This is a genomic window from Streptomyces sennicomposti (genome assembly GCF_019890635.1).
GTDB classification, from domain to species: Bacteria; Actinomycetota; Actinomycetes; order Streptomycetales; family Streptomycetaceae; genus Streptomyces; species Streptomyces sennicomposti.
Map to the genome: position 1 here is coordinate 1 of NZ_JAIOAB010000040.1, position 18758 is coordinate 18758.

General features: G+C 73.4%; 15 protein-coding genes. 14 read left to right on the forward strand and 1 reads right to left on the reverse strand.

From position 1 onward, the window contains the following. The first annotated feature begins 569 nt into the window (after positions 1-569). From ssd to K7787_RS21215, 7 genes are all read left to right on the forward strand, one after another. Positions 570-1673 (forward strand): septum site-determining protein Ssd, encoded by a 1104-nt coding sequence (gene ssd / locus K7787_RS21185; protein WP_223002565.1) that lies wholly within the window; start codon positions 570-572, stop codon positions 1671-1673. Continuing rightward, positions 1670-2950, forward strand: a complete 1281-nt coding sequence (locus tag K7787_RS21190; RefSeq protein ID WP_247721140.1) for a TadA family conjugal transfer-associated ATPase — start codon at positions 1670-1672, stop codon at positions 2948-2950. Before ssd ends, K7787_RS21190 begins: the two co-directional genes overlap by 4 nt. Before the next feature lie 31 nt (positions 2951-2981). Next, on the forward strand, positions 2982-3833 hold the full coding sequence (locus K7787_RS21195) for a type II secretion system F family protein (protein ID WP_027758193.1): 852 nt from the start codon (positions 2982-2984) through the stop codon (positions 3831-3833). Then, positions 3830-4624, forward strand: a complete 795-nt coding sequence (locus K7787_RS21200) for a type II secretion system F family protein (RefSeq protein WP_223002566.1) — start codon at positions 3830-3832, stop codon at positions 4622-4624. The genes K7787_RS21195 and K7787_RS21200 overlap by 4 nt, the downstream gene beginning before the upstream one ends. Positions 4625-4798: 174 nt before the next feature. After that, positions 4799-4999, forward strand: coding sequence for a DUF4244 domain-containing protein (locus tag K7787_RS21205; protein WP_009189838.1), 201 nt, complete (start codon positions 4799-4801; stop codon positions 4997-4999). Next, positions 4986-5378, forward strand: coding sequence for a TadE family type IV pilus minor pilin (locus K7787_RS21210; protein WP_223002567.1), 393 nt, complete (start codon positions 4986-4988; stop codon positions 5376-5378). The genes K7787_RS21205 and K7787_RS21210 overlap by 14 nt, the downstream gene beginning before the upstream one ends. Positions 5379-5425: 47 nt before the next feature. Next, on the forward strand, positions 5426-5740 hold the full coding sequence (locus tag K7787_RS21215) for an Rv3654c family TadE-like protein (protein WP_308036417.1): 315 nt from the start codon (positions 5426-5428) through the stop codon (positions 5738-5740). Here K7787_RS21215 and sftH read toward each other — a convergent pair. Then, complete coding sequence (sftH, locus tag K7787_RS21220; protein WP_223002569.1) at positions 5737-8241, reverse strand: DEAD/DEAH box helicase; 2505 nt, start codon at positions 8239-8241, stop codon at positions 5737-5739. The genes K7787_RS21215 and sftH overlap by 4 nt on opposite strands. Positions 8242-8323: 82 nt before the next feature. On the opposite strand from sftH, the gene bldG reads away from it, so the two are divergent. The 7 genes from bldG to topA all read left to right on the forward strand — a co-directional run bounded on the left by bldG (position 8324) and on the right by topA (position 18737). Beyond that, positions 8324-8665, forward strand: a complete 342-nt coding sequence (bldG, locus tag K7787_RS21225; RefSeq protein WP_009189842.1) for an anti-sigma factor antagonist BldG — start codon at positions 8324-8326, stop codon at positions 8663-8665. 106 nt (positions 8666-8771) lie between these two features. Further along, positions 8772-9203, forward strand: coding sequence for an ATP-binding protein (locus tag K7787_RS21230; protein WP_223002570.1), 432 nt, complete (start codon positions 8772-8774; stop codon positions 9201-9203). A gap of 821 nt (positions 9204-10024) precedes the next feature. Beyond that, on the forward strand, positions 10025-12436 hold the full coding sequence (locus tag K7787_RS21235) for a sodium-translocating pyrophosphatase (RefSeq protein WP_009189844.1): 2412 nt from the start codon (positions 10025-10027) through the stop codon (positions 12434-12436). A 235-nt stretch (positions 12437-12671) separates the two neighbouring features. Next, the gene (locus K7787_RS21240) at positions 12672-13295 is read left to right on the forward strand and encodes an oligoendopeptidase F family protein (RefSeq protein WP_164387463.1); all 624 of its coding nucleotides are present in this window, start codon (positions 12672-12674) and stop codon (positions 13293-13295) included. A 258-nt stretch (positions 13296-13553) separates the two neighbouring features. Beyond that, positions 13554-15074 (forward strand): DUF7059 domain-containing protein, encoded by a 1521-nt coding sequence (locus K7787_RS21245; RefSeq protein ID WP_164387462.1) that lies wholly within the window; start codon positions 13554-13556, stop codon positions 15072-15074. A gap of 306 nt (positions 15075-15380) precedes the next feature. Next, the gene (locus K7787_RS21250; protein ID WP_372456669.1) at positions 15381-15629 is read left to right on the forward strand and encodes a hypothetical protein; all 249 of its coding nucleotides are present in this window, start codon (positions 15381-15383) and stop codon (positions 15627-15629) included. A gap of 258 nt (positions 15630-15887) precedes the next feature. Next, positions 15888-18737, forward strand: a complete 2850-nt coding sequence (gene topA / locus K7787_RS21255; RefSeq protein WP_223002571.1) for a type I DNA topoisomerase — start codon at positions 15888-15890, stop codon at positions 18735-18737. Positions 18738-18758: the final 21 nt, after the last annotated feature.

An 18758-nucleotide genomic window follows, 5' to 3' on the forward strand; every position in this document is an offset into this window, starting at 1 on the left:
GGGGGGCGTGGGGTTGGCTGGGAGGGGTCTCGGGTACACCATGGAAGTCACGGATCGTTCGCGACCGTGCTAACCCGGCCCGACTCCTCCCCCCCCCCCCCCCCCCCGAGTCGGCCGTGGAGACGACCCCCGCTCTCCCCCCCGGCGGGGGTCGTCGCATGTCCGGGTGCGTTTCGCCCCTTCCCCGCGTGGCCGCGTGCCGCCGTCGCCGTGCCGTACGGCCGCCGCTGCCGTCTCCGTGATCAGTGACCGTGTGTAGTTGTAGCGCTGCTCTGCGGAAGTCGCAGCCGAGTCGGTGGATGCGTCACCGGTATGGGTGACGGCCATTTTCACATCCGCCGAGTTGTCCACAGATTTCGATCAAGATCCACATGATTTCCCGGATCGCTGCACCGTGATTCCTGCGCGCTCCACCGGCGGCGAAGTTCATGGCCGGTTCTGTTTGTCGGGCGCGTATGGCCGGTTTCTGTCGGCCGCCATATGGAGGCCGTTCGCCGGTTCTTCACATGTTCCCGATTCGCGGGGCCGCAGGGGCCTCGCGCAGGACGCAGCGATAGGGGGACCCACCCATGGCCGGAACCGTCACACACGATCCGCCGCCCGGTGCCGCGGGGCACCAGGGCGGACCGCTGATCCTCACCGAGGACGCCAACCTCCTCGACGACCTGCTGCGCCTGTGCGCGGCGGCGGGCGCCACCCCGGAGGTCCATCACACGGTGCCCGAGCGCGGCGGCGGCTGGGAGGCCGCCCCGCTGGTGCTGGTCGGCGACGACGCCGCCCGAAGGGTGCGCGGAGCCGCGCGCCGACGCGGAGTGGTGCTCGTCGGCCGCGACCAGGACGACTCCGGCATCTGGCGGCGGGCCGTCGAGATCGGTGCCGACCACGTGCTGGTGCTGCCCGACGGCGAGCAGTGGCTCGTCGACCGGATCGCCGACGTCGCCGAGGGCGTCGGCAGGCCCGCCCTCACCGTCGGCGTCATCGGCGGCCGCGGCGGGGCCGGGGCGTCCACGCTGGCCTGCGCACTGGCCGTCACGGCCGCCCGCGAGGGACGGCGCACGCTCCTGGTGGACGCCGATCCGCTGGGCGGCGGACTCGACGTACTGCTCGGCGGGGAGAGCGCCGAGGGACTGCGCTGGCCCGCGTTCGCCGCCTCCCGCGGCCGGGTCGGCGGCGGCGCCCTGGAGGAGTCGCTGCCCGAACTGCACTCCCTGCGGGTGCTGAGCTGGGACCGCGGCGATCGTGTCACCGTGCCGCCACAGGCGGTCCGGGCGGTGCTGGCCGCGGCCCGCCGGCGCGGCGGTGCCGTGGTGGTGGACCTGCCCCGCCGTGTGGACGAAGGGGTCGCCGAGGTCCTGGCGCAGCTCGACGTCGGGCTGCTCGTCGTCCCCGCCGAACTGCGTGCCGTGGCCGCCGCCTCCCGGGTGGCCTCCGCCGTCGGCATGGTCCTGCGGGACCTGCGCGTGGCGGTACGCGGCCCGTACGCGCCCGGTCTGGACGACCGCGAGGTGGCCCGGCTGCTCGGTCTGCCGCTGATGGGCGAGGTGCCCGTGGAGTCCGGGCTGCGCCGGGTCGGCGAGGGCCGGACACCGCCCGGCGCCGCCGCGCGCGGACCGCTGGCCCGTTTCTGCACCGCGTTCTGGGAGCGGGCACTGGCCGAGGCGGGCGCCGCATGAGGGCGGAGCAGTGGCGGCCCACCGGTGAGCCGGGCGCCTTGGCAGGCGCCCCCGGCGGACCCGGTCCGGCCGACGCGCCCGAAGCGGCCCCCGGCCAAGGTCTGTCCACCGACCTGCTGGACGGCGTACGGCAATGGCTCGCGCGGAGCGGGGCCGAGCCGACCCCCGCCCGGGTGGCGCAGGCGCTGCGGGAACAGGGCCGGGTGCTCGGGGACGCGGAGGTCCTCGGCGCGGCCGAGCGGCTGCGGTCGGAGCTGATCGGCAGCGGGCCGCTGGAGCCGCTGCTCGCCGACCCGATGATGACCGACGTCCTCGTGTCGGGCCCGGACCAGGTCTGGGTGGACCGGGGCGGCGGACTGGAGCGGGCCGCCGTCGCCTTCCCCGACGCGGCGGCCGTACGGCGCCTCGCCCAGCGCCTGGCCGCCGTCGCCGGACGGCGCCTGGACGACGCCCGGCCGTGGGTCGACGCCCGGCTGCCCGACGGCACCCGGCTGCACGCGGTGCTGCCCCCGGTCGCCGTCGGCTGCACCTGTCTGTCGCTGCGGGTGGTCCGGCCCCGCGCCTTCACGCTCGGCGAGCTGGTGGCGGCGGGCACGGTGCCGCCGGGCGGGGACCTGGTGCTGCGGGCGCTGATCGAGGCGCGGCTGTCCTTCCTCGTCAGCGGCGGCACCGGTACGGGGAAGACGACGCTGCTCAGCGCGCTGCTGGGGCTGGTCGGGCCGGGCGAGCGGATCGTGCTCGCGGAGGACTCGGCAGAACTGCGGCCCGACCACCCGCACGTCGTCCGTCTGGAGACCAGACCCGCCAACCAGGAGGGAGCCGGCCTGGTCACCCTCGAAGACCTGGTGCGGCAGGCGCTGCGCATGCGGCCGGACCGGCTGGTGGTGGGCGAGGTGCGCGGCGGCGAGGTGGTCCATCTGCTGGCCGCGCTGAATACCGGCCACGAGGGCGGCTGCGGCACGGTGCACGCCAACGCGGCGGCCGACGTCCCCGCCCGGCTGGAGGCGCTGGGCACCGCCGCCGGGCTGGACCGGGCCGCGCTGCACAGCCAGCTGGCCGCCGCGCTGTCCGTGGTGGTGCATCTGGTGCGGGACCGCACCGGACGCCGGCGGATCGCGGAGGTGCGCGTGCTCGAACGGGACGCCACCGGCCTGGTGCGGACCGTTCCGGCGCTGCGCTGGGGCGCGGACGCCTTCGTGGCGGAACGGGGTTGGGAGCGGCTGCGAGGGCTGCTCCGGGCGGAGAACCAGGAGGGAAACGGTGGGCGCAGTGGGTGAGTCCGTAGTGGGCGCATCGTCCGTGAGGTCCCTGCTCACGGGGGCGGTGGTGTTGTGCGCCGGGGTGGCCGTGTGGCTGGCCGGCGGGAGACGTGCCGGGGCGAGGCGGGCGCGGTTGCTGCTCGCCGGCGGAGGAGTGGTGGGCGCCGGGCCGCCGGGCTGGGACCGGGCGCGCCGTGAACTTCACCGGCTGCGCGACCGGTTGGCGGCCGAGTGGTGGGCGCCGGCCGCCGGGCTGCTGCTGGCGGCGCTGAGCGCGTCCGTGCTGCCGGTGGTCGCGGGAGCGGCCGCGGTGCCGGTGCTGCGCCGGGCCCGGCGCGCCCGGACCGCACGCCGGGCGCGGGAGCGGCGGGCCGACGCGGTGATCGCCCTGTGCGGGGCGCTCGCCGGTGAGGTGCGGGCCGGACGACAGCCGGGCGAGGCGCTGCTGTGCGCCGCGCGGGACTCCGGCGGCTTCGGGGCCGCCGAGGCGGCGGTGCTGGCGGCGGCGCGGTTCGGTGGGGACGTGCCCGGCGCGCTCGCCGCGGCGGCCCGGCGACCCGGTGCGGAGGGGCTGCGCGGGCTCGCCGCCTGCTGGCGGGTGGCGGTGGACCAGGGCGCGGGCCTGGCGGCCGGACTCGACCGGCTCGAAGCGGCCCTGCGCGCGGACCGCGACCAGCGCTGCGACCTGCGCGCGCAGTTGGCGGGCGCGCGGGCCACCGCCGTGATGCTCGCCGGTCTGCCGGTCCTCGGCCTGCTGCTCGGTACGGCCATGGGCGCCGACCCCTTGCACGTGCTGCTGCACACCGGGGCGGGGCTGGGCTGCCTCGTCGTCGGCGGGGTGCTGGAGGGCGCCGGCCTGTGGTGGGCGTCGGGCATCGTGCGACGGGCGGAGGCGGCATGAGCGCGGATGTTGTCCACAGGCTGGGGACGGCCGTGGGAGCCGTCGCGCTCCTGTGGGCGGCGGCGAGATGGGCGGTGGCGGTGCGCTACGAGCGCGGAACCCGGCGGCGGCTGGCCTCGCTGCTGGACCGGGAGCCGGCCTTACGGGCGGAGCGCGCCGGACCCCGGCTTCCCGGCCCGGACGCGCTGCGGCAGTGGCTGCCGATGGCGGGAGTCCTCGGCGCCGGGTGGGCGGTGGTCGGCGGGTTCACCGGGGCCGCCGTCGGACTGGCCTGCGCGGTCGCGCTGCGGCGGTGGCGCCGGCGAGCCCTCGGCCGGCCCGAAGCGGAGTACGACGCGGTCGAGGCGGCCCGCCAACTCCCGCTGGCCGCCGATCTGCTGGCCGCCTGCATCGCGGCCGGGGCCGGTCCGGTGATCGCCGCTCAGGCGGTCGGAGAGGCCCTGGACGGCCCCGTCGGGGAAGCGCTGGCACGGGGCGCGGCGGAGGTGCGGCTCGGCGGGGCGCCGGCCGACGCCTGGCGTCGGCTCGCCTCGATACCGGGAGCCGCCGCCCTGGCCCGGCTGCTGGAGCGGGCCGACGAGTCGGGCCTGCCCGCCGCCGGGCCGGTCGCCCGCCTCGCGGCCGACGTCCGCGCCGAGCGCTCGCGCACGGCCACGGCCCGGGCCCGCAGGGCGGCCGTCCTGGTCACCGGGCCGGTGGGGCTGTGCTTCCTGCCCGCCTTCGTCGCGGTCGGCGTACTGCCCGTGGTGATCGGCCTGGCGGGCGGGGCGCTGAGAGGGGGTGGTGGCTGAGACGGCGGAGTGGACGGACGGCGCGGACGACAGCGCGCCGTGCGAAGGACGGGCCGTGCGCGAGAGGCGTACGGCATAGGACGCGGGGCGCAGGGTGCGCCGCGCGGAAGGCGACCGCGCCGCGGACGGCGCGGCGCGACGGGAACGACGGAACGAGACCTCACGGGGGTTCGGATGTACGGGAAGGTACGGGCGCGAGTGGGCGCCCTGGCGGGCCGGATGCGCCGGGACGCGGGAATGGTCACCTCGGAGTACGCGATGGGCATCATCGCGGCGGTGGCGTTCGCCGTGCTGCTGTACGAGGTGGTGACGAGCGGGCAGGTCAAGACGGAGCTGCAGAACATCGTGAAGCGGGCGCTCAGTGCCCGGACGTGAGCGCCGCCGTCTGCGAGCGGACGACCGGGGGTTCGTGACGGCGGAGGCCGCCACGGTCCTGCCCGTGCTGGTGCTGCTGGTGGTGGCGCTGGTGTGGGGACTGCTGGTCATGATCGCGCAGATCCAGTGCGTGGACGCCGCCCGGGCGGGCGCGCGGGCCGCGGCGCGGCAGGACCCGGACGGCGCGGTCGTCGCGGCCGTCCGGGCGACCGCGCCGCACGGGGCGAGGGTCACGGTGACGAGGAAGGGAGGACAGGTGCATGTGGCCGTGGTGGCCGCCCCGCCGGGGTTCGGGGCGCTGCCCTTCGAGTTGAGGGAGGAGGCCGTGGCGGACGCGGAGGAGACGGTGGGGGCGCGACCGGAGGGGGTGGGATCGTGAGAGGCCGTCTCGCCGGGCGAGACCGCGGTTCCGCCACCGTGTGGAGCGTGGGGGCGATCGCCCTGCTCTGCGTGGTGTTCGGCGCCGGCCTCGCCCTGGGGCAGGCCGTGATCACCCGGCACCGCGCGGCCGGGGCCGCCGACCTCGCGGCGCTGGCCGCCGCGGACCACTGGCCCGAGGGCGGCGCGGCCGCCTGCCGGAGAGCGGAGCGGCTGGCACGGATACAGCACGCCCGGCTCGTCCGGTGCGCGATCGTGGGCGACACCTCCGATGTGACGGCGGCGTCGGGACGGGAGCCGTTCGCGGCGCGGGTCCGGGCGAGAGCGGGGCCCGCGGGGCCCGCCCCCGCCCGGACGGGCTAGGACGCCTCCGTCTTCTCCTGCGGTCTCTCTTCCGGTCTCTCTTCCGGGTTTTCCTCCGGGGCGCCCTTCAGCAGCACGGTCAGCAGGCGGACGGCGCCTCTCTTGTGGAGCGGGTCGTTGCCGTTGCCGCACTTGGGGGACTGGATGCAGGACGGGCAGCCGGCGTCGCACTCGCAGGAGGCGATGGCCTCACGGGTGGCGGTGAGCCAGGCGCGGGCGGTGTGGAAGGCGCGTTCCGCGAAGCCCGCGCCGCCCGGGTGGCCGTCGTAGACGAAGACCGTGGGCAGCAGCGTGTCCGGGTGCAGTGGGATGGAGACGCCGCCGATGTCCCAGCGGTCGCAGGTCGCGAACAGGGGCAGCATGCCGATCGACGCGTGCTCGGCGGCGTGCAGGGCGCCGCCGAGGATCTCCGGGTTGATCCGGGCCTCGTCGAGCTGGTCCTCGGTGACCGTCCACCACACGGCGCGGGTGCGCAGCGTACGAGGAGGGAGGTCGAGTTTCGTCTCACCCAGCACCTCACCGGTGATGACCCGCCGGCGCAGGAAGGAGACCACCTGGTTGGTGACCTCGACGGAGCCGTAGCAGAGGCGGCCGTCGCCCCAGGGCACGGCGACGTCCGTCTCCAGGACGGAGATCGCCGTCGTGTCGCGGGCGACCGTCGTGTAGGGCGGGTTCGCCTGCTCGACCAGGGCGACCGAGTCGTCCAGATCGAGGGAGCGCACCAGGTACGTACGGCCCTGGTGCAGATGGACCGCGCCCTCGTGCACCGCGGTGTGCGAGGCGGCCTCGTCCACCGTGCCGAGCAGCCGCCCGGTGCCGGCCTCCACGACCTGCACCGGCCGGCCGCCCTCGCCGCGGAGGTCCGTCAGATCCGCCGCCCGCTCCCGGCGCGTCCAGTGCCAGGCCCTGGTCCGGCGGCGCAGCAGCTTCGCGGCCTCCAGCTGGGGCAGCAGATCCGCGCACGCCGGCCCGAACAGCTGTATGTCGTCGTCGGTGAGGGGCAGCTCGGCGGCGGCGGCGCACAGGTGCGGGGCGAGGACATACGGGTTGTCGGGGTCGAGGACCGTGGACTCGACCGGCTGGTCGAACAGCGCCTCCGGGTGGTGGACGAGGAAGGTGTCCAGCGGGTCGTCCCGGGCGACCAGCACCGCCAGGGCGCCCTGCCCGGCGCGGCCCGCCCGGCCCGCCTGCTGCCACAGGGAGGCGCGGGTGCCGGGGTATCCGGCGATCAGCACGGCGTCCAGGCCCGAGACGTCCACGCCGAGTTCCAGGGCCGTGGTGGCAGCCAGCCCCAGCAGCACGCCGGAGTGCAGGGCGCGCTCCAGGGCGCGGCGCTCCTCGGGGAGGTAACCGCCCCGGTACGCCGCGACACGCCGGGCCAGCGGGCGGTCGATCTCCGCCAGCCGTTCCTGGGCGATCACGGAGATCAGCTCGGCGCCGCGCCGGGAGCGTACGAAGGCCACCGAGCGGATGCCCTGCAGGGTGAGGTCGGTCAGCAGGTCGGCGGTCTCGGCGGTGGCGGTACGGCGCACCGGGGCGCCCCGCTCGCCGTGCAGCTCGGTGAGGGGCGGCTCCCAGAGGGCGAACACCAGTTCACCGCGGGGCGAGGCGTCGTCGGCCACCTCCACGACGGGCAGGCCGGTGAGGCGCCCGGCGGCCACCGAGGGCTCGGCCGCGGTCGCCGAGGCCAGCAGGAAGACGGGGGAGGCGCCGTAGCGCGCGCACAGCCGGCGCAGGCGGCGCAGGACCTGGGCGACATGGGAGCCGAAGACGCCCCGGTAGGTGTGGCACTCGTCGACGATGACGTACTTCAGGGCCCGCAGGAAGGAGGACCAGCGCGGGTGGGAGGGCAGGATCCCGCGGTGCAGCATGTCCGGGTTGGTGAGGACGTAGTTGGCGTACTGGCGGACCCACTCGCGTTCCTCGACCGGGGTGTCGCCGTCGTACACGGCGGGGCGCACGGCGGTGCCCAGGGGGCGGGCGAGTTCCCGCACGGCGCGGCGCTGGTCGGCCGCCAGGGCCTTGGTGGGGGCCAGGTAGAGGGCGGTGGCGCCGCGGCCGTTGGCGGCCTCGGAGCCGTCCAGGAGCGTGGACAGCGTCGGCATCAGATACGCCAGGGACTTGCCGGACGCGGTGCCCGTGGCGATCACCACCGAGTCGCCGTCCAGGGCGTGCTCGGCCGCCAGTGCCTGGTGGGCCCACGGGTGTTCGATTCCGCAGGCCTGGACGGCCGCGATGACCTCCGGGCGAATCCGGTCGGGCCAGACGGCATGCCGACCCGCCCGCGGGGGCAAGTGCTCCGTATGAGTGATGCGTGCAGCCCGGCTCGGCCCCGAGGCGAGCCGGTCCAGAACCGCGCCCGGCGTCGGGCGGGTGGCGGGGTCCGTCGGGGATCCTTCGGATCGGTGATTCTTGGCCATTGGCACCGAGTGTGTCACCGGCGTGACGGACAATGGAGCCAAGGCGTCGTGCACGCCTGCCGGTAAGTGATTGAATGCCATCGCGGCTGGCGAACCGTCCCGGGGGGCTTCAAGCCGAGGTGCCCGAGGGGCGACCGCTCGATAGCAAGGTGCTGGAGGATCCGTGGACCTGTCCCTGTCGACCCGTACCGTCGGCGATCGTACGGTCGTCGAGGTCGGTGGCGAAATCGACGTATATACCGCGCCCAAGCTGCGCGAGCAGCTGGTCGAGCTGGTGAACGACGGGAATTTCCACCTCGTCGTCGACATGGAGGGCGTGGACTTCCTCGACTCCACCGGACTCGGCGTGCTGGTCGGCGGCCTGAAGCGAGTGCGTGCCCATGAGGGCTCGCTGCGCCTGGTCTGCAACCAGGAGCGCATTCTCAAGATCTTCCGCATCACCGGTCTGACCAAGGTGTTCCCGATCCACACCTCGGTCGACGAAGCGGTGGCGGCCACCGACTGACCGCCGGCCCCGGGCCGGTGTCCGGGGCGGAAGAAGTTCATGCGGGGGACCGGGCTCTCGGCGGCCCGGCCCCTCGACAGCACGCCCGTACCTCCTAGGGGGATGCATGGCCACCGTCGAACTCCGCTTCAGCGCGCAGCCCGAGCACGTCAGGACCGCCCGACTGGTGGCGGCAGCGGTGGCGCGCAGGGCCGGAGTGGACGAGGCCGTCCTCGACGAGGTCCGGCTCGCCGTCGGCGAGGCGTGCTCCCGTGCGGTGGGGCTGCACCGGAACGGCGGCATCGCCGCGCCGGTGACGGTGACGCTGACCGAGGAGGAGAAGCAGTTCTCCATCGCGGTCGGCGACGAGGCCCCGCATGTGCCGCATCACTCCGGGGACGCGCCGGACGCCGTGGACGAGGCGGAGTCCGAGGAGGACGAGATGGGCCTCGCGGTCATCAGCGGCCTCGTCGACGACGTGCAGGTCACCAGCGGTGAGGGCGGCGGCCGGATCAAGATGACCTGGCCGACCACTCCGCCGGCTGTGATGCTGTCCTGAGCCGACAGATGCTTGTCCGACGGGCCCCGCTTCCGAGCGGGGCCCGTTGTTTTCCGCTTCTGCCGGGGTCACCCGTGTGCCGTATCGGCGCCCGATGGCTGCCGGGGTCACCTGTCCGCCGTATCGGCGCCTGGCCGTCTCCGGGCCACCCGTCTGCCGTATCGGAGCCTGACGGATTCGGCGGGCCGCCGAGCGGCGGCGCGCCCGAGCGGCGGCGCGCCCGAGCGGCGGCGCGCCCGACGGCCGCCGTTCAGGTGAACTGTCGGCGGTTCGGCACTCGACCTGACTCCGGCGCCCGACCTGACTCCGGCACCGGCTGCCCGGCCCGCCTCCAGCATCGCCGCTCGCCACGGAACCGGTCGCCCGGCCCGATCCAGCGCCGTCGCTCGCCCCGGCACCGGCTTCCCGGCCCGATCCAGCGCCGTCGCTCGCCCCGACGTCGGCAGCCGCCCCCCCGCCTCCGGCTCCCCGGCCCGCCGGGGCGCCCCCCAGCAGCTCATCCAGCAGCACCTCGTCGAGCAGCACCTCGTCGAATCGGCGGCCTGCCGCCGGGAGCCCGTTCCGCCGAACCGGTGAAAAAACGCAGGCCCACAGTAGTCCCGCCCCTATTTCGTGAATACATTCACGATCGATAGCCCGATAATGGATCAGCGGTCAATGGTTTTGAGGCGTTACCGCTTTCGAGGCCCCCACACGCCCGGCGATCATTTGCTGAGGAGCAGGTGAAGGCCGATTCCATTTACCGCACACTGTTTAGATCGGGTTCCGCTACCTACAATCCGTCCACATCTTGAGCTCAGCCCAAGCGTCAAGGAGGACGAATGGCGGGGCTTTCTACCCCTCATCAGTTTGGCCACCCCACAACCCTCGCGGCCGCCGTGCTGACCCACGACAATCGGATCATCGTGGTGGCCATCGCGGCCGTCGCGCTGGCCGCGCTCGTGGTCGCCGGAATCCTGGTGCGCCAGGTGCTCGCGGCGGGCGAAGGCACCGACAGCATGAAGAAGATCGCGGAAGCGGTCCAGGAGGGCGCCAAGGCGTACCTGGGCCGGCAACTGCGCACGCTCGGCGTTTTCGCCGTCGTCGTGTTCTTCCTGCTCCTGCTGCTGCCCGCGGACAACTGGAATCAGCGCGCCGGACGATCGGTGTTCTTCCTGATCGGCGCCGTGTTCTCGGCGGCCACCGGTTATATCGGCATGTGGCTCGCCGTGCGCAGCAATGTGCGCGTCGCCGCCGCGGCCAGGGAAGCGACTCCCGCGGAAGGCGAGCCGAAAAAGGATCTCACCACCGTCTCGCACAAAGCGATGAAGATCGCTTTCCGTACCGGCGGCGTCGTCGGCATGTTCACGGTGGGGCTCGGCCTGCTGGGCGCCTCCTGCGTGGTGCTGGTGTACGCGGCCGACGCGCCGAAGGTGCTGGAGGGCTTCGGCCTCGGCGCCGCGCTGATCGCGATGTTCATGCGGGTCGGCGGCGGCATCTTCACCAAGGCCGCCGACGTCGGCGCCGACCTGGTCGGCAAGGTCGAGCAGGGCATTCCGGAGGACGATCCGCGCAATGCCGCGACCATCGCCGACAACGTGGGCGACAACGTCGGCGACTGCGCGGGCATGGCGGCCGACCTCTTCGAGTCCTACGCCGTCACGCTCGTGGCCGCGCTCATCCTCGGCAAGGCCGCCTTCGGCAACGACGGCCTCGCCTTCCCGCTGATCGTCCCCGCGATCGGCGTGGTCACCGCCATGATCGGCATCTTCGCGGTGGCGCCGCGCCGCGCCGACCGCAGCGGCATGAGCGCGATCAACCGCGGCTTCTTCATCTCCGCGGTGATCTCGCTGGCCCTCGTCGCGGCGGCCGTCTACACCTATCTGCCGTCGTCGTACTCCGCGCTGACCGGCGTCACCGACGCGGCGATCCGCGGCAAGGACGGCGACCCGCGCGTCCTCGCCCTGGTCGCGGTGGCCATCGGCATCCTGCTCGCCGCCGTGATCCAGCAGCTGACCGGCTACTTCACGGAGACCACCCGGCGCCCGGTCCGCGACATCGGCAAGACCTCGCTCACCGGCCCGGCCACCGTCGTCCTCGCCGGTATCTCCGTCGGCCTGGAGTCGGCCGTCTACACCGCCCTGCTGATCGGCCTCGGCGTGTACGGGGCGTTCCTGCTCGGCGGCACGTCGATCATGCTGGCGCTGTTCGCCGTGGCGCTGGCCGGCACCGGCCTGCTCACCACGGTCGGCGTGATCGTCGCCATGGACACCTTCGGCCCGGTCTCCGACAACGCGCAGGGCATCGCCGAGATGTCCGGCGACGTCGAGGGCGCGGGCGCGCAGGTGCTCACCAACCTGGACGCGGTCGGCAACACCACCAAGGCCATCACCAAGGGCATCGCCATCGCCACGGCGGTCCTGGCCGCGTCGGCGCTGTTCGGGTCGTACCGCGACGCGATCACCACCGGCGCGCAGGACGTCGGGGAGAAGCTCACCGGGGCCGGTGCGCCGATGACGCTGATCATGGACATCTCGCAGCCCAACAACCTGGTCGGTCTGATCGCCGGCGCGGCGGTCGTCTTCCTGTTCTCCGGGCTGGCGATCAACGCGGTGTCGCGGTCGGCGGGTTCGGTGGTCTACGAGGTGCGGCGGCAGTTCCGCGAGAAGCCCGGGATCATGGACTACAGCGAGAAGCCGGAGTACGGCAAGGTCGTCGACATCTGCACCAAGGACGCCCTGCGCGAACTCGCCACGCCCGGACTGCTCGCCGTGATGGCGCCCATCTTCATCGGGTTCACGCTCGGCGTCGGCGCGCTCGGCGCGTATCTGGCGGGCGCGATCGGCGCGGGCACGCTGATGGCGGTGTTCCTCGCCAACTCCGGCGGCGCCTGGGACAACGCCAAGAAGCTCGTCGAGGACGGCCACCACGGCGGCAAGGGCAGCGAGGCCCACGCCGCCACGGTCATCGGGGACACGGTCGGCGACCCCTTCAAGGACACCGCCGGTCCTGCGATCAACCCGCTGCTGAAGGTCATGAACCTGGTGTCGCTGCTCATCGCGCCCGCGGTCATCAAGTTCTCCTACGGCGACCACAAGAGCATCGGCGTACGGGTCCTGATCGCGGCCCTCGCGCTGCTCGTGATCGTCGGCTCGGTCTACATCTCCAAGCGGCGCGGGATCGCCGTGGGCGACGAGGACGACGACAACGCCGAACGGGTGGCCAAACCGGCCGACCCCGCGGTGGTCTCGTAGCGGTCGCCGGGGATCTGCCCGGCCTGCGGGCGGGCGGCGCGTTCGACGCGTCGCCCGCCCGTTGCGTGCGCCGGCCCGACGCGTCGCCCGCCCGCTGCGTGCACCGGCCCGCCGGGGTCACCGCGTACCCGTGAGCCTTCTCTCGCTTGGTGCAAATGGCTGCAAGACGGTACGTACGGGACGCATGGGCCGCGGTCGTCGCCCGGATGGCGTGTATGTTCCGGGGCCGAGAGCCATGGAAGGGACCAAACCGGTGAACAAGAAGCTCGCGGCCGCACTGTCCGGCGGTGCGGTACTGGTACTGGCACTGTCGGGGTGCTCCAGCAGCAGCGGCGCCGACGACAAGAAGAACGACGCGCTCGACACCTGGGCCAAGCAGGTGTGCGACGGGGTGCAGCCGCAGGCGAAGAAGATCGAGGCCGCCAACGCCGCGATCCAGAAGGAGACCTCGGACAACAGCAGCCCGGCCGACGTCCAGAAGACCGACGCGCAGGCCTTCCAGGACATGTCCGACGCCTACAAGGCGATCGGCGCCGCCGTGAGCAAGGCCGGCGCGCCCGACGTGGACAACGGCCAGAAGAAGCAGCAGGACGCGGTCAAGGAGCTGAACGACCTCGGCGCCTCCTACGCGGCCCTCAAGCAGCAGGTGGACAAGCTCACCACCAAGGACCAGGCCAAGTTCGCCGACGGTCTCAAGGACATCGCCACCCAGCTGGACAAGCTCTCCAAGAGCGGCAGCGACGCGCTGAAGAACCTGGAGGAGGGCGACGTCGGCCAGGCGATGGCCAAGCAGCCGAGCTGCAAGTCCGCCTCCGCCACGGCCTCCGCCCCCGCCTCGGCTTCACCGGCGAACGGCTGACCCGACGCCGGACGGAGCATCTCGCGACGCATCACACGCGCGCGTGGCCGACGCCTGCCTGGCAAGCGGGCGCCGCCCGTCCGGCACGCGCGCGTGCACGGGCGGGATCGCGCCCCGGGGTCGCTTCGGGGCGGGGCGCCCGTCCGGCACGCGCGCGACGCCCGCCTGGCAAATGGGCGACTCCCGCCCGTTGTACGGCCGCGCCGCCCGCCCAGCACGCGCGCGTGCGATGTCGTCGCGAGCCGACACAATGGGGGCGTGAGTGACTCCCGCCTGACCGCCCTGCCCGCCGCCGACCGTCCGGACGTCGCTGCCCGGCTCCGCGACGCCCTGCTCGCCGCCTCCTTCACCGCCGACGGACTGCTCGACCTGCTCGGCGCGCCCGCGTACGCGGCGCTGGCCCGCAGCGAGACCGTGCCCGCGCTCCGGGCCACCCGCGGCGACACCCCGCTGGAGCTGCTCGTCCGGCTGTTCCTGCTGCAACAGCCCGTCTCGCACGCGCGCGTGGCGGACGTCCTGCCCGTCGAGGAGTGCCTGGAGACCGGCTGGCTGGTGCGCGCCGGTCAGGGCGAACTCGCCGCGACCGTGGACGTGCGGCCGTACGGCGGGCTCGACGGCGAGGACTGGTTCATCGTCTCCGACCTCGGATGCGCGGTCGGCGGCGCGGGCGGCATCGGCAGCCGCGAGGAGGGCGTCGTCCTCGGCGTCGGCGGCGCCTCCACGACCCTGGCCGGGATCACGGTCCGCAGGCCCGTCGGCTCCGCGCTCGATGTCGGCACCGGCTCCGGGATCCAGGCGCTGCACGCCGGCCGGCACGCCACGCGCGTGACCGCCACGGACGTCAACCCGCGCGCGCTGCACATCACCGCCCTCACGCTCGCGCTGTCCGGCGCCCCCGCCGCCGATCTGCGCCAGGGCTCGCTGTTCGAACCGCTGCGCGAGGGCGAGACGTTCGACCTGATCGTGTCCAACCCGCCCTTCGTGATCTCGCCCGGCGCCCGGCTGACGTACCGGGACGGCGGGATGGGCGGGGACGATCTGTGCCGCACGATCGTTCAGCAGTCGGGGGAGCGGCTGAACGAGGGCGGGTTCGCGCAGTTCCTCGCCAACTGGCAGCACGTGGAAGGGGAGGACTGGCAGGACAGGCTCAGGTCATGGGTGCCCCGCGGGTGCGACGCGTGGATCGTGCAGCGCGAGGTGCAGGACGTCACGCAGTACGCCGAGCTGTGGCTCCGGGACGCCGGCGACCACCGCGACGACCCGGCCGAGTACCAGGCGCGCTACGACGCCTGGCTCGACGAGTTCGAGGCGCGCAAGGTGAAGGCGGTGGGCTTCGGCTGGATCACCCTGCGCCGGACGGACTCCGCCGAGCCCGTGATCACCGTCGAGGAGTGGCCGCACCCGGTGGAGCAGCCGCTCGGCGACACCGTGCGCGCGCACTTCGAGCGCGTCGCGTATCTGCGCGACCACGACGACGCGGCGCTGCTCGACGACTACTTCCGGCTGGCCCGGGAGATCGTGCAGGAGCAGGTCGGGCTGCCCGGCGCGGAGGACCCGGAGCACGTGGTGCTGCGCCAGCACCGCGGGATGCGGCGCGCCACCACGGTGGACACGGTCGGCGCGGGCTTCGCCGGCGTCTGCGACGGCACGCTGAGCGCCGGCCGCATCCTGGACGCCATCGCCCAGCTGGTGGGCGAGGACCCGGTGCTGCTGCGCGACCGCACCCCCGCGCAGATCCGCCTCCTGGTCGAGCAGGGCTTCCTCGAACCGGGGAACTGAAACCCGGCGGCCGGGGAAGCTGAGGCTCGGCGGGCCGGGGAACTGAAACCCGGCGGGCCGGGGAGCTGACGCTCGGCGGGCCGAGAAGCCGAGGGCCGGGGTCCCCGAGCCAGGGAGCCCGGCGCAGGGCGGACCGGGCGGCCCCAAGGGCACCCCAAGATCACCCAGTCCCCGACTTCCACCATTTTTCGGTCATGTGCCGTTCCGTGCGCGGCCGGTTCCGCTCGGCGAACGAGCAGACCCGGCCGCGTGTCCGCGCAGGCCCGGTCGCCCGGCGTTCACCGGGGATTGGCCGGGCCGTCGTCCGTGGGTGCCAGCCTCGCCGACCAGGGGGGCCTGGACGGGGAGGGGACGTACATGGAGAGCGGTCCGGCGATCTTCACGGGGACGGTGTTCGCCCTGTTCGGAGCGGCTTTGCTGGCATGGGTGGCGAGCCGGGTGCCGCGTCGTGAACCGGTCGCGGCCGGCGTCGGCCGGGCGGCCTCGGCGGCCCTCGCGACGCTGGCCGCGCTGGCGTCCCTGGCCGTCGGCGTCTGGTGCTTCACTCGTCTGTGAGAACCGTCGCAGCCCTCCAGTGTCCGTAACCGGCGCAGCACGTTCCGCATCGGCCCGAACGGGCCGGTCAGCGGTCCGGGCGGCAGGAAGGGCGGTAGTCGGGTTACCGTTCGAGTGGCCGTTGCGGGCTTTTCCCGTTTGACACGAGGGCGGGATGTACCGTCACACTCCGCAGCGTCAGCACGACCCGACCCCGGGTGCCACCACGGCCTGGGGAGACCCAGCGAGACCCAGCGTCGACCGGAGAGAAGAGCGAAGTTGTCCCCGACCAGCGAGACCGCACAGGGCGGCCGCCGACTCGTCATCGTCGAGTCGCCTGCCAAGGCGAAGACGATCAAGGGCTATCTCGGCCCCGGCTACGTCGTCGAAGCGAGCGTCGGGCACATCCGCGACCTTCCGAACGGCGCCGCGGAGGTCCCCGAGAAGTACACCGGCGAGGTCCGCCGCCTCGGTGTGGACGTCGAACACGACTTCCAGCCGATCTATGTGGTCAACGCCGACAAAAAGGCCCAGGTCAAGAAGCTCAAGGACCTCCTGAAGGACTCCGACGAGCTCTTCCTCGCCACCGATGAGGACCGCGAGGGCGAGGCCATCGCCTGGCACCTCCAGGAAGTGCTGAAGCCGAAGATCCCGGTCAAGCGCATGGTGTTCCACGAGATCACCAAGGACGCGATCCGGGCGGCCGTGGCCAACCCGCGCCAGCTCAACCAGAAGCTGGTCGACGCCCAGGAGACCCGCCGCATCCTCGACCGCCTGTACGGCTACGAGGTCTCGCCGGTGCTGTGGAAGAAGGTCATGCCGCGGCTGTCGGCGGGCCGGGTGCAGTCCGTCGCGACTCGGCTCGTGGTCGAACGGGAGCGCGAGCGCATCGCCTTCCGCTCCGCCGAGTACTGGGACCTGACGGGCACCTTCTCGACCGGCCGCGCCGGCGACCCCTCGGACCCGTCGTCGCTGGTCGCCCGCCTCCAGTCGGTCGACGGCAGGCGCGTGGCGCAGGGCCGCGACTTCGACTCGCTGGGGCAGCTGAAGACCGCGAACACCCTCCACCTCGACGAGGCGAACGCCCGAGCGCTCGCCGCCGCCCTGGAGAACACCGCCTTCTCCGTCCGGTCCGTCGAGTCCAAGCCGTACCGCCGCTCGCCGTACGCCCCGTTCCGTACGACGACGCTGCAGCAGGAGGCCAGCCGCAAGCTCGGCTTCGGCGCCAAGGCCACCATGCAGGTCGCGCAGAAGCTGTACGAGAACGGCTACATCACGTACATGCGTACGGACTCCACCACCCTGAGCGACACGGCGATCTCCGCCGCCCGCGCCCAGGTCACGCAGCTGTACGGCGCCGACTACCTGCCGCCGCAGCCGCGGACGTACGCCGGGAAGGTGAAGAACGCGCAGGAGGCGCACGAGGCGATCCGCCCCTCCGGCGACCGCTTCCGCACCCCCGCCGAGACCGGTCTGACCGGCGACCAGTTCAAGCTGTACGAGCTGATCTGGAAGCGGACCGTCGCCTCCCAGATGAAGGACGCGACCGGTAACTCCGTCACGGTGAAGATCGGCGGCCGGGCCGCCGACGGCCGGGACGTCGAGTTCAGCGCGTCCGGCAAGACGATCACCTTCCACGGCTTCCTGAAGGCGTACGTCGAGGGCGCCGACGACCCGAACGCCGAGCTGGACGACCGCGAGCGCCGGCTGCCGCAGGTCGCCGAGGGCGACGCGCTCGGCGCCGAGGAGATCACGGTCGACGGGCACGCCACCAAGCCCCCGGCCCGCTACACCGAGGCCAGCCTGGTCAAGGAGCTGGAGGAGCGGGAGATCGGCCGCCCGTCGACGTACGCGTCGATCATCGGCACGATCCTCGACCGCGGCTATGTGTTCAAGAAGGGCACGGCTCTGGTGCCGTCCTTCCTGTCCTTCGCCGTGGTGAACCTCCTGGAGAAGCACTTCGGCCGGCTCGTCGACTACGACTTCACCGCCCGGATGGAGGACGACCTCGACCGCATCGCGCGCGGCGAGGCCCGTGCCGTGCCGTGGCTGAAGCGCTTCTACTTCGGCGAAGGCACCGGTGAGGGCGGCGCGGCCGACGCCGGCAACGGCGACGGGGACCACCTCGGCGGCCTCAAGGAACTGGTCACCGACCTCGGCGCGATCGACGCCCGCGAGGTGTCCTCGTTCCCGGTCGGCAACGGCATCGTGCTGCGGGTCGGCCGCTACGGGCCGTACATCGAGCGCGGCGAGAAGGACACCGAGGAGCACCAGCGCGCCGACATCCCGGACGACCTGGCGCCCGACGAGCTGAGCGTGGAGCTGGCCGAGGAACTGCTCGCCAAGCCGAGCGGCGACTTCGAACTGGGCACCGACCCGGCCACCGGGCACACGATCGTCGCCAAGGCCGGCCGCTACGGGCCGTACGTCACGGAGGTCCTCCCCGAGGGCACCCCGAAGACGGGCAAGAACGCGGTCAAGCCGCGCACGGCGTCCCTGTTCAAGTCGATGTCCCTGGACACGGTGACCCTGGACGACGCGCTGAAGCTGATGTCGCTGCCGCGCGTGGTGGGCACCGACGCCGAGGGCCAGGAGATCACCGCGCAGAACGGCCGCTACGGCCCGTACCTGAAGAAGGGCACGGACTCGCGGTCCCTGCAGTCCGAGGACCAGCTCTTCACGATCACGCTGGAAGAGGCGCTGGCGATCTACGCGCAGCCCAAGCAGCGGGGCCGGGCCGCGGCCAAGCCGCCGCTGAAGGAGCTGGGCGAGGACCCGGTCAGCGGAAAGCCGGTCGTGGTCAAGGACGGCCGCTTCGGCCCGTACGTCACCGACGGCGAGACCAACGCGACCCTGCGCTCCGGCGACAGCGTCGAGACGATCACGCCCGAACGCGGGTTCGAGCTGCTGGCGGAGAAGCGCGCCAAGGGACCGGCCAAGAAGACCGCGAAGAAGGCGCCCGCCAAGAAGACGGCGGCGAAGAAGACCACGGCCACCGCCGCGAAGAAGACCGCCGCCAAGAAGACGACGACCGCGAAGAAGACGGTCGCGAAGTCGACCGCCGCCAAGGCGACGGCCGCGAAGAAGGCGACGTCCTCCTCGACGTCCTCGACCACCGCGGAGGACTGATCCGGGACGGGCCGCGCACGC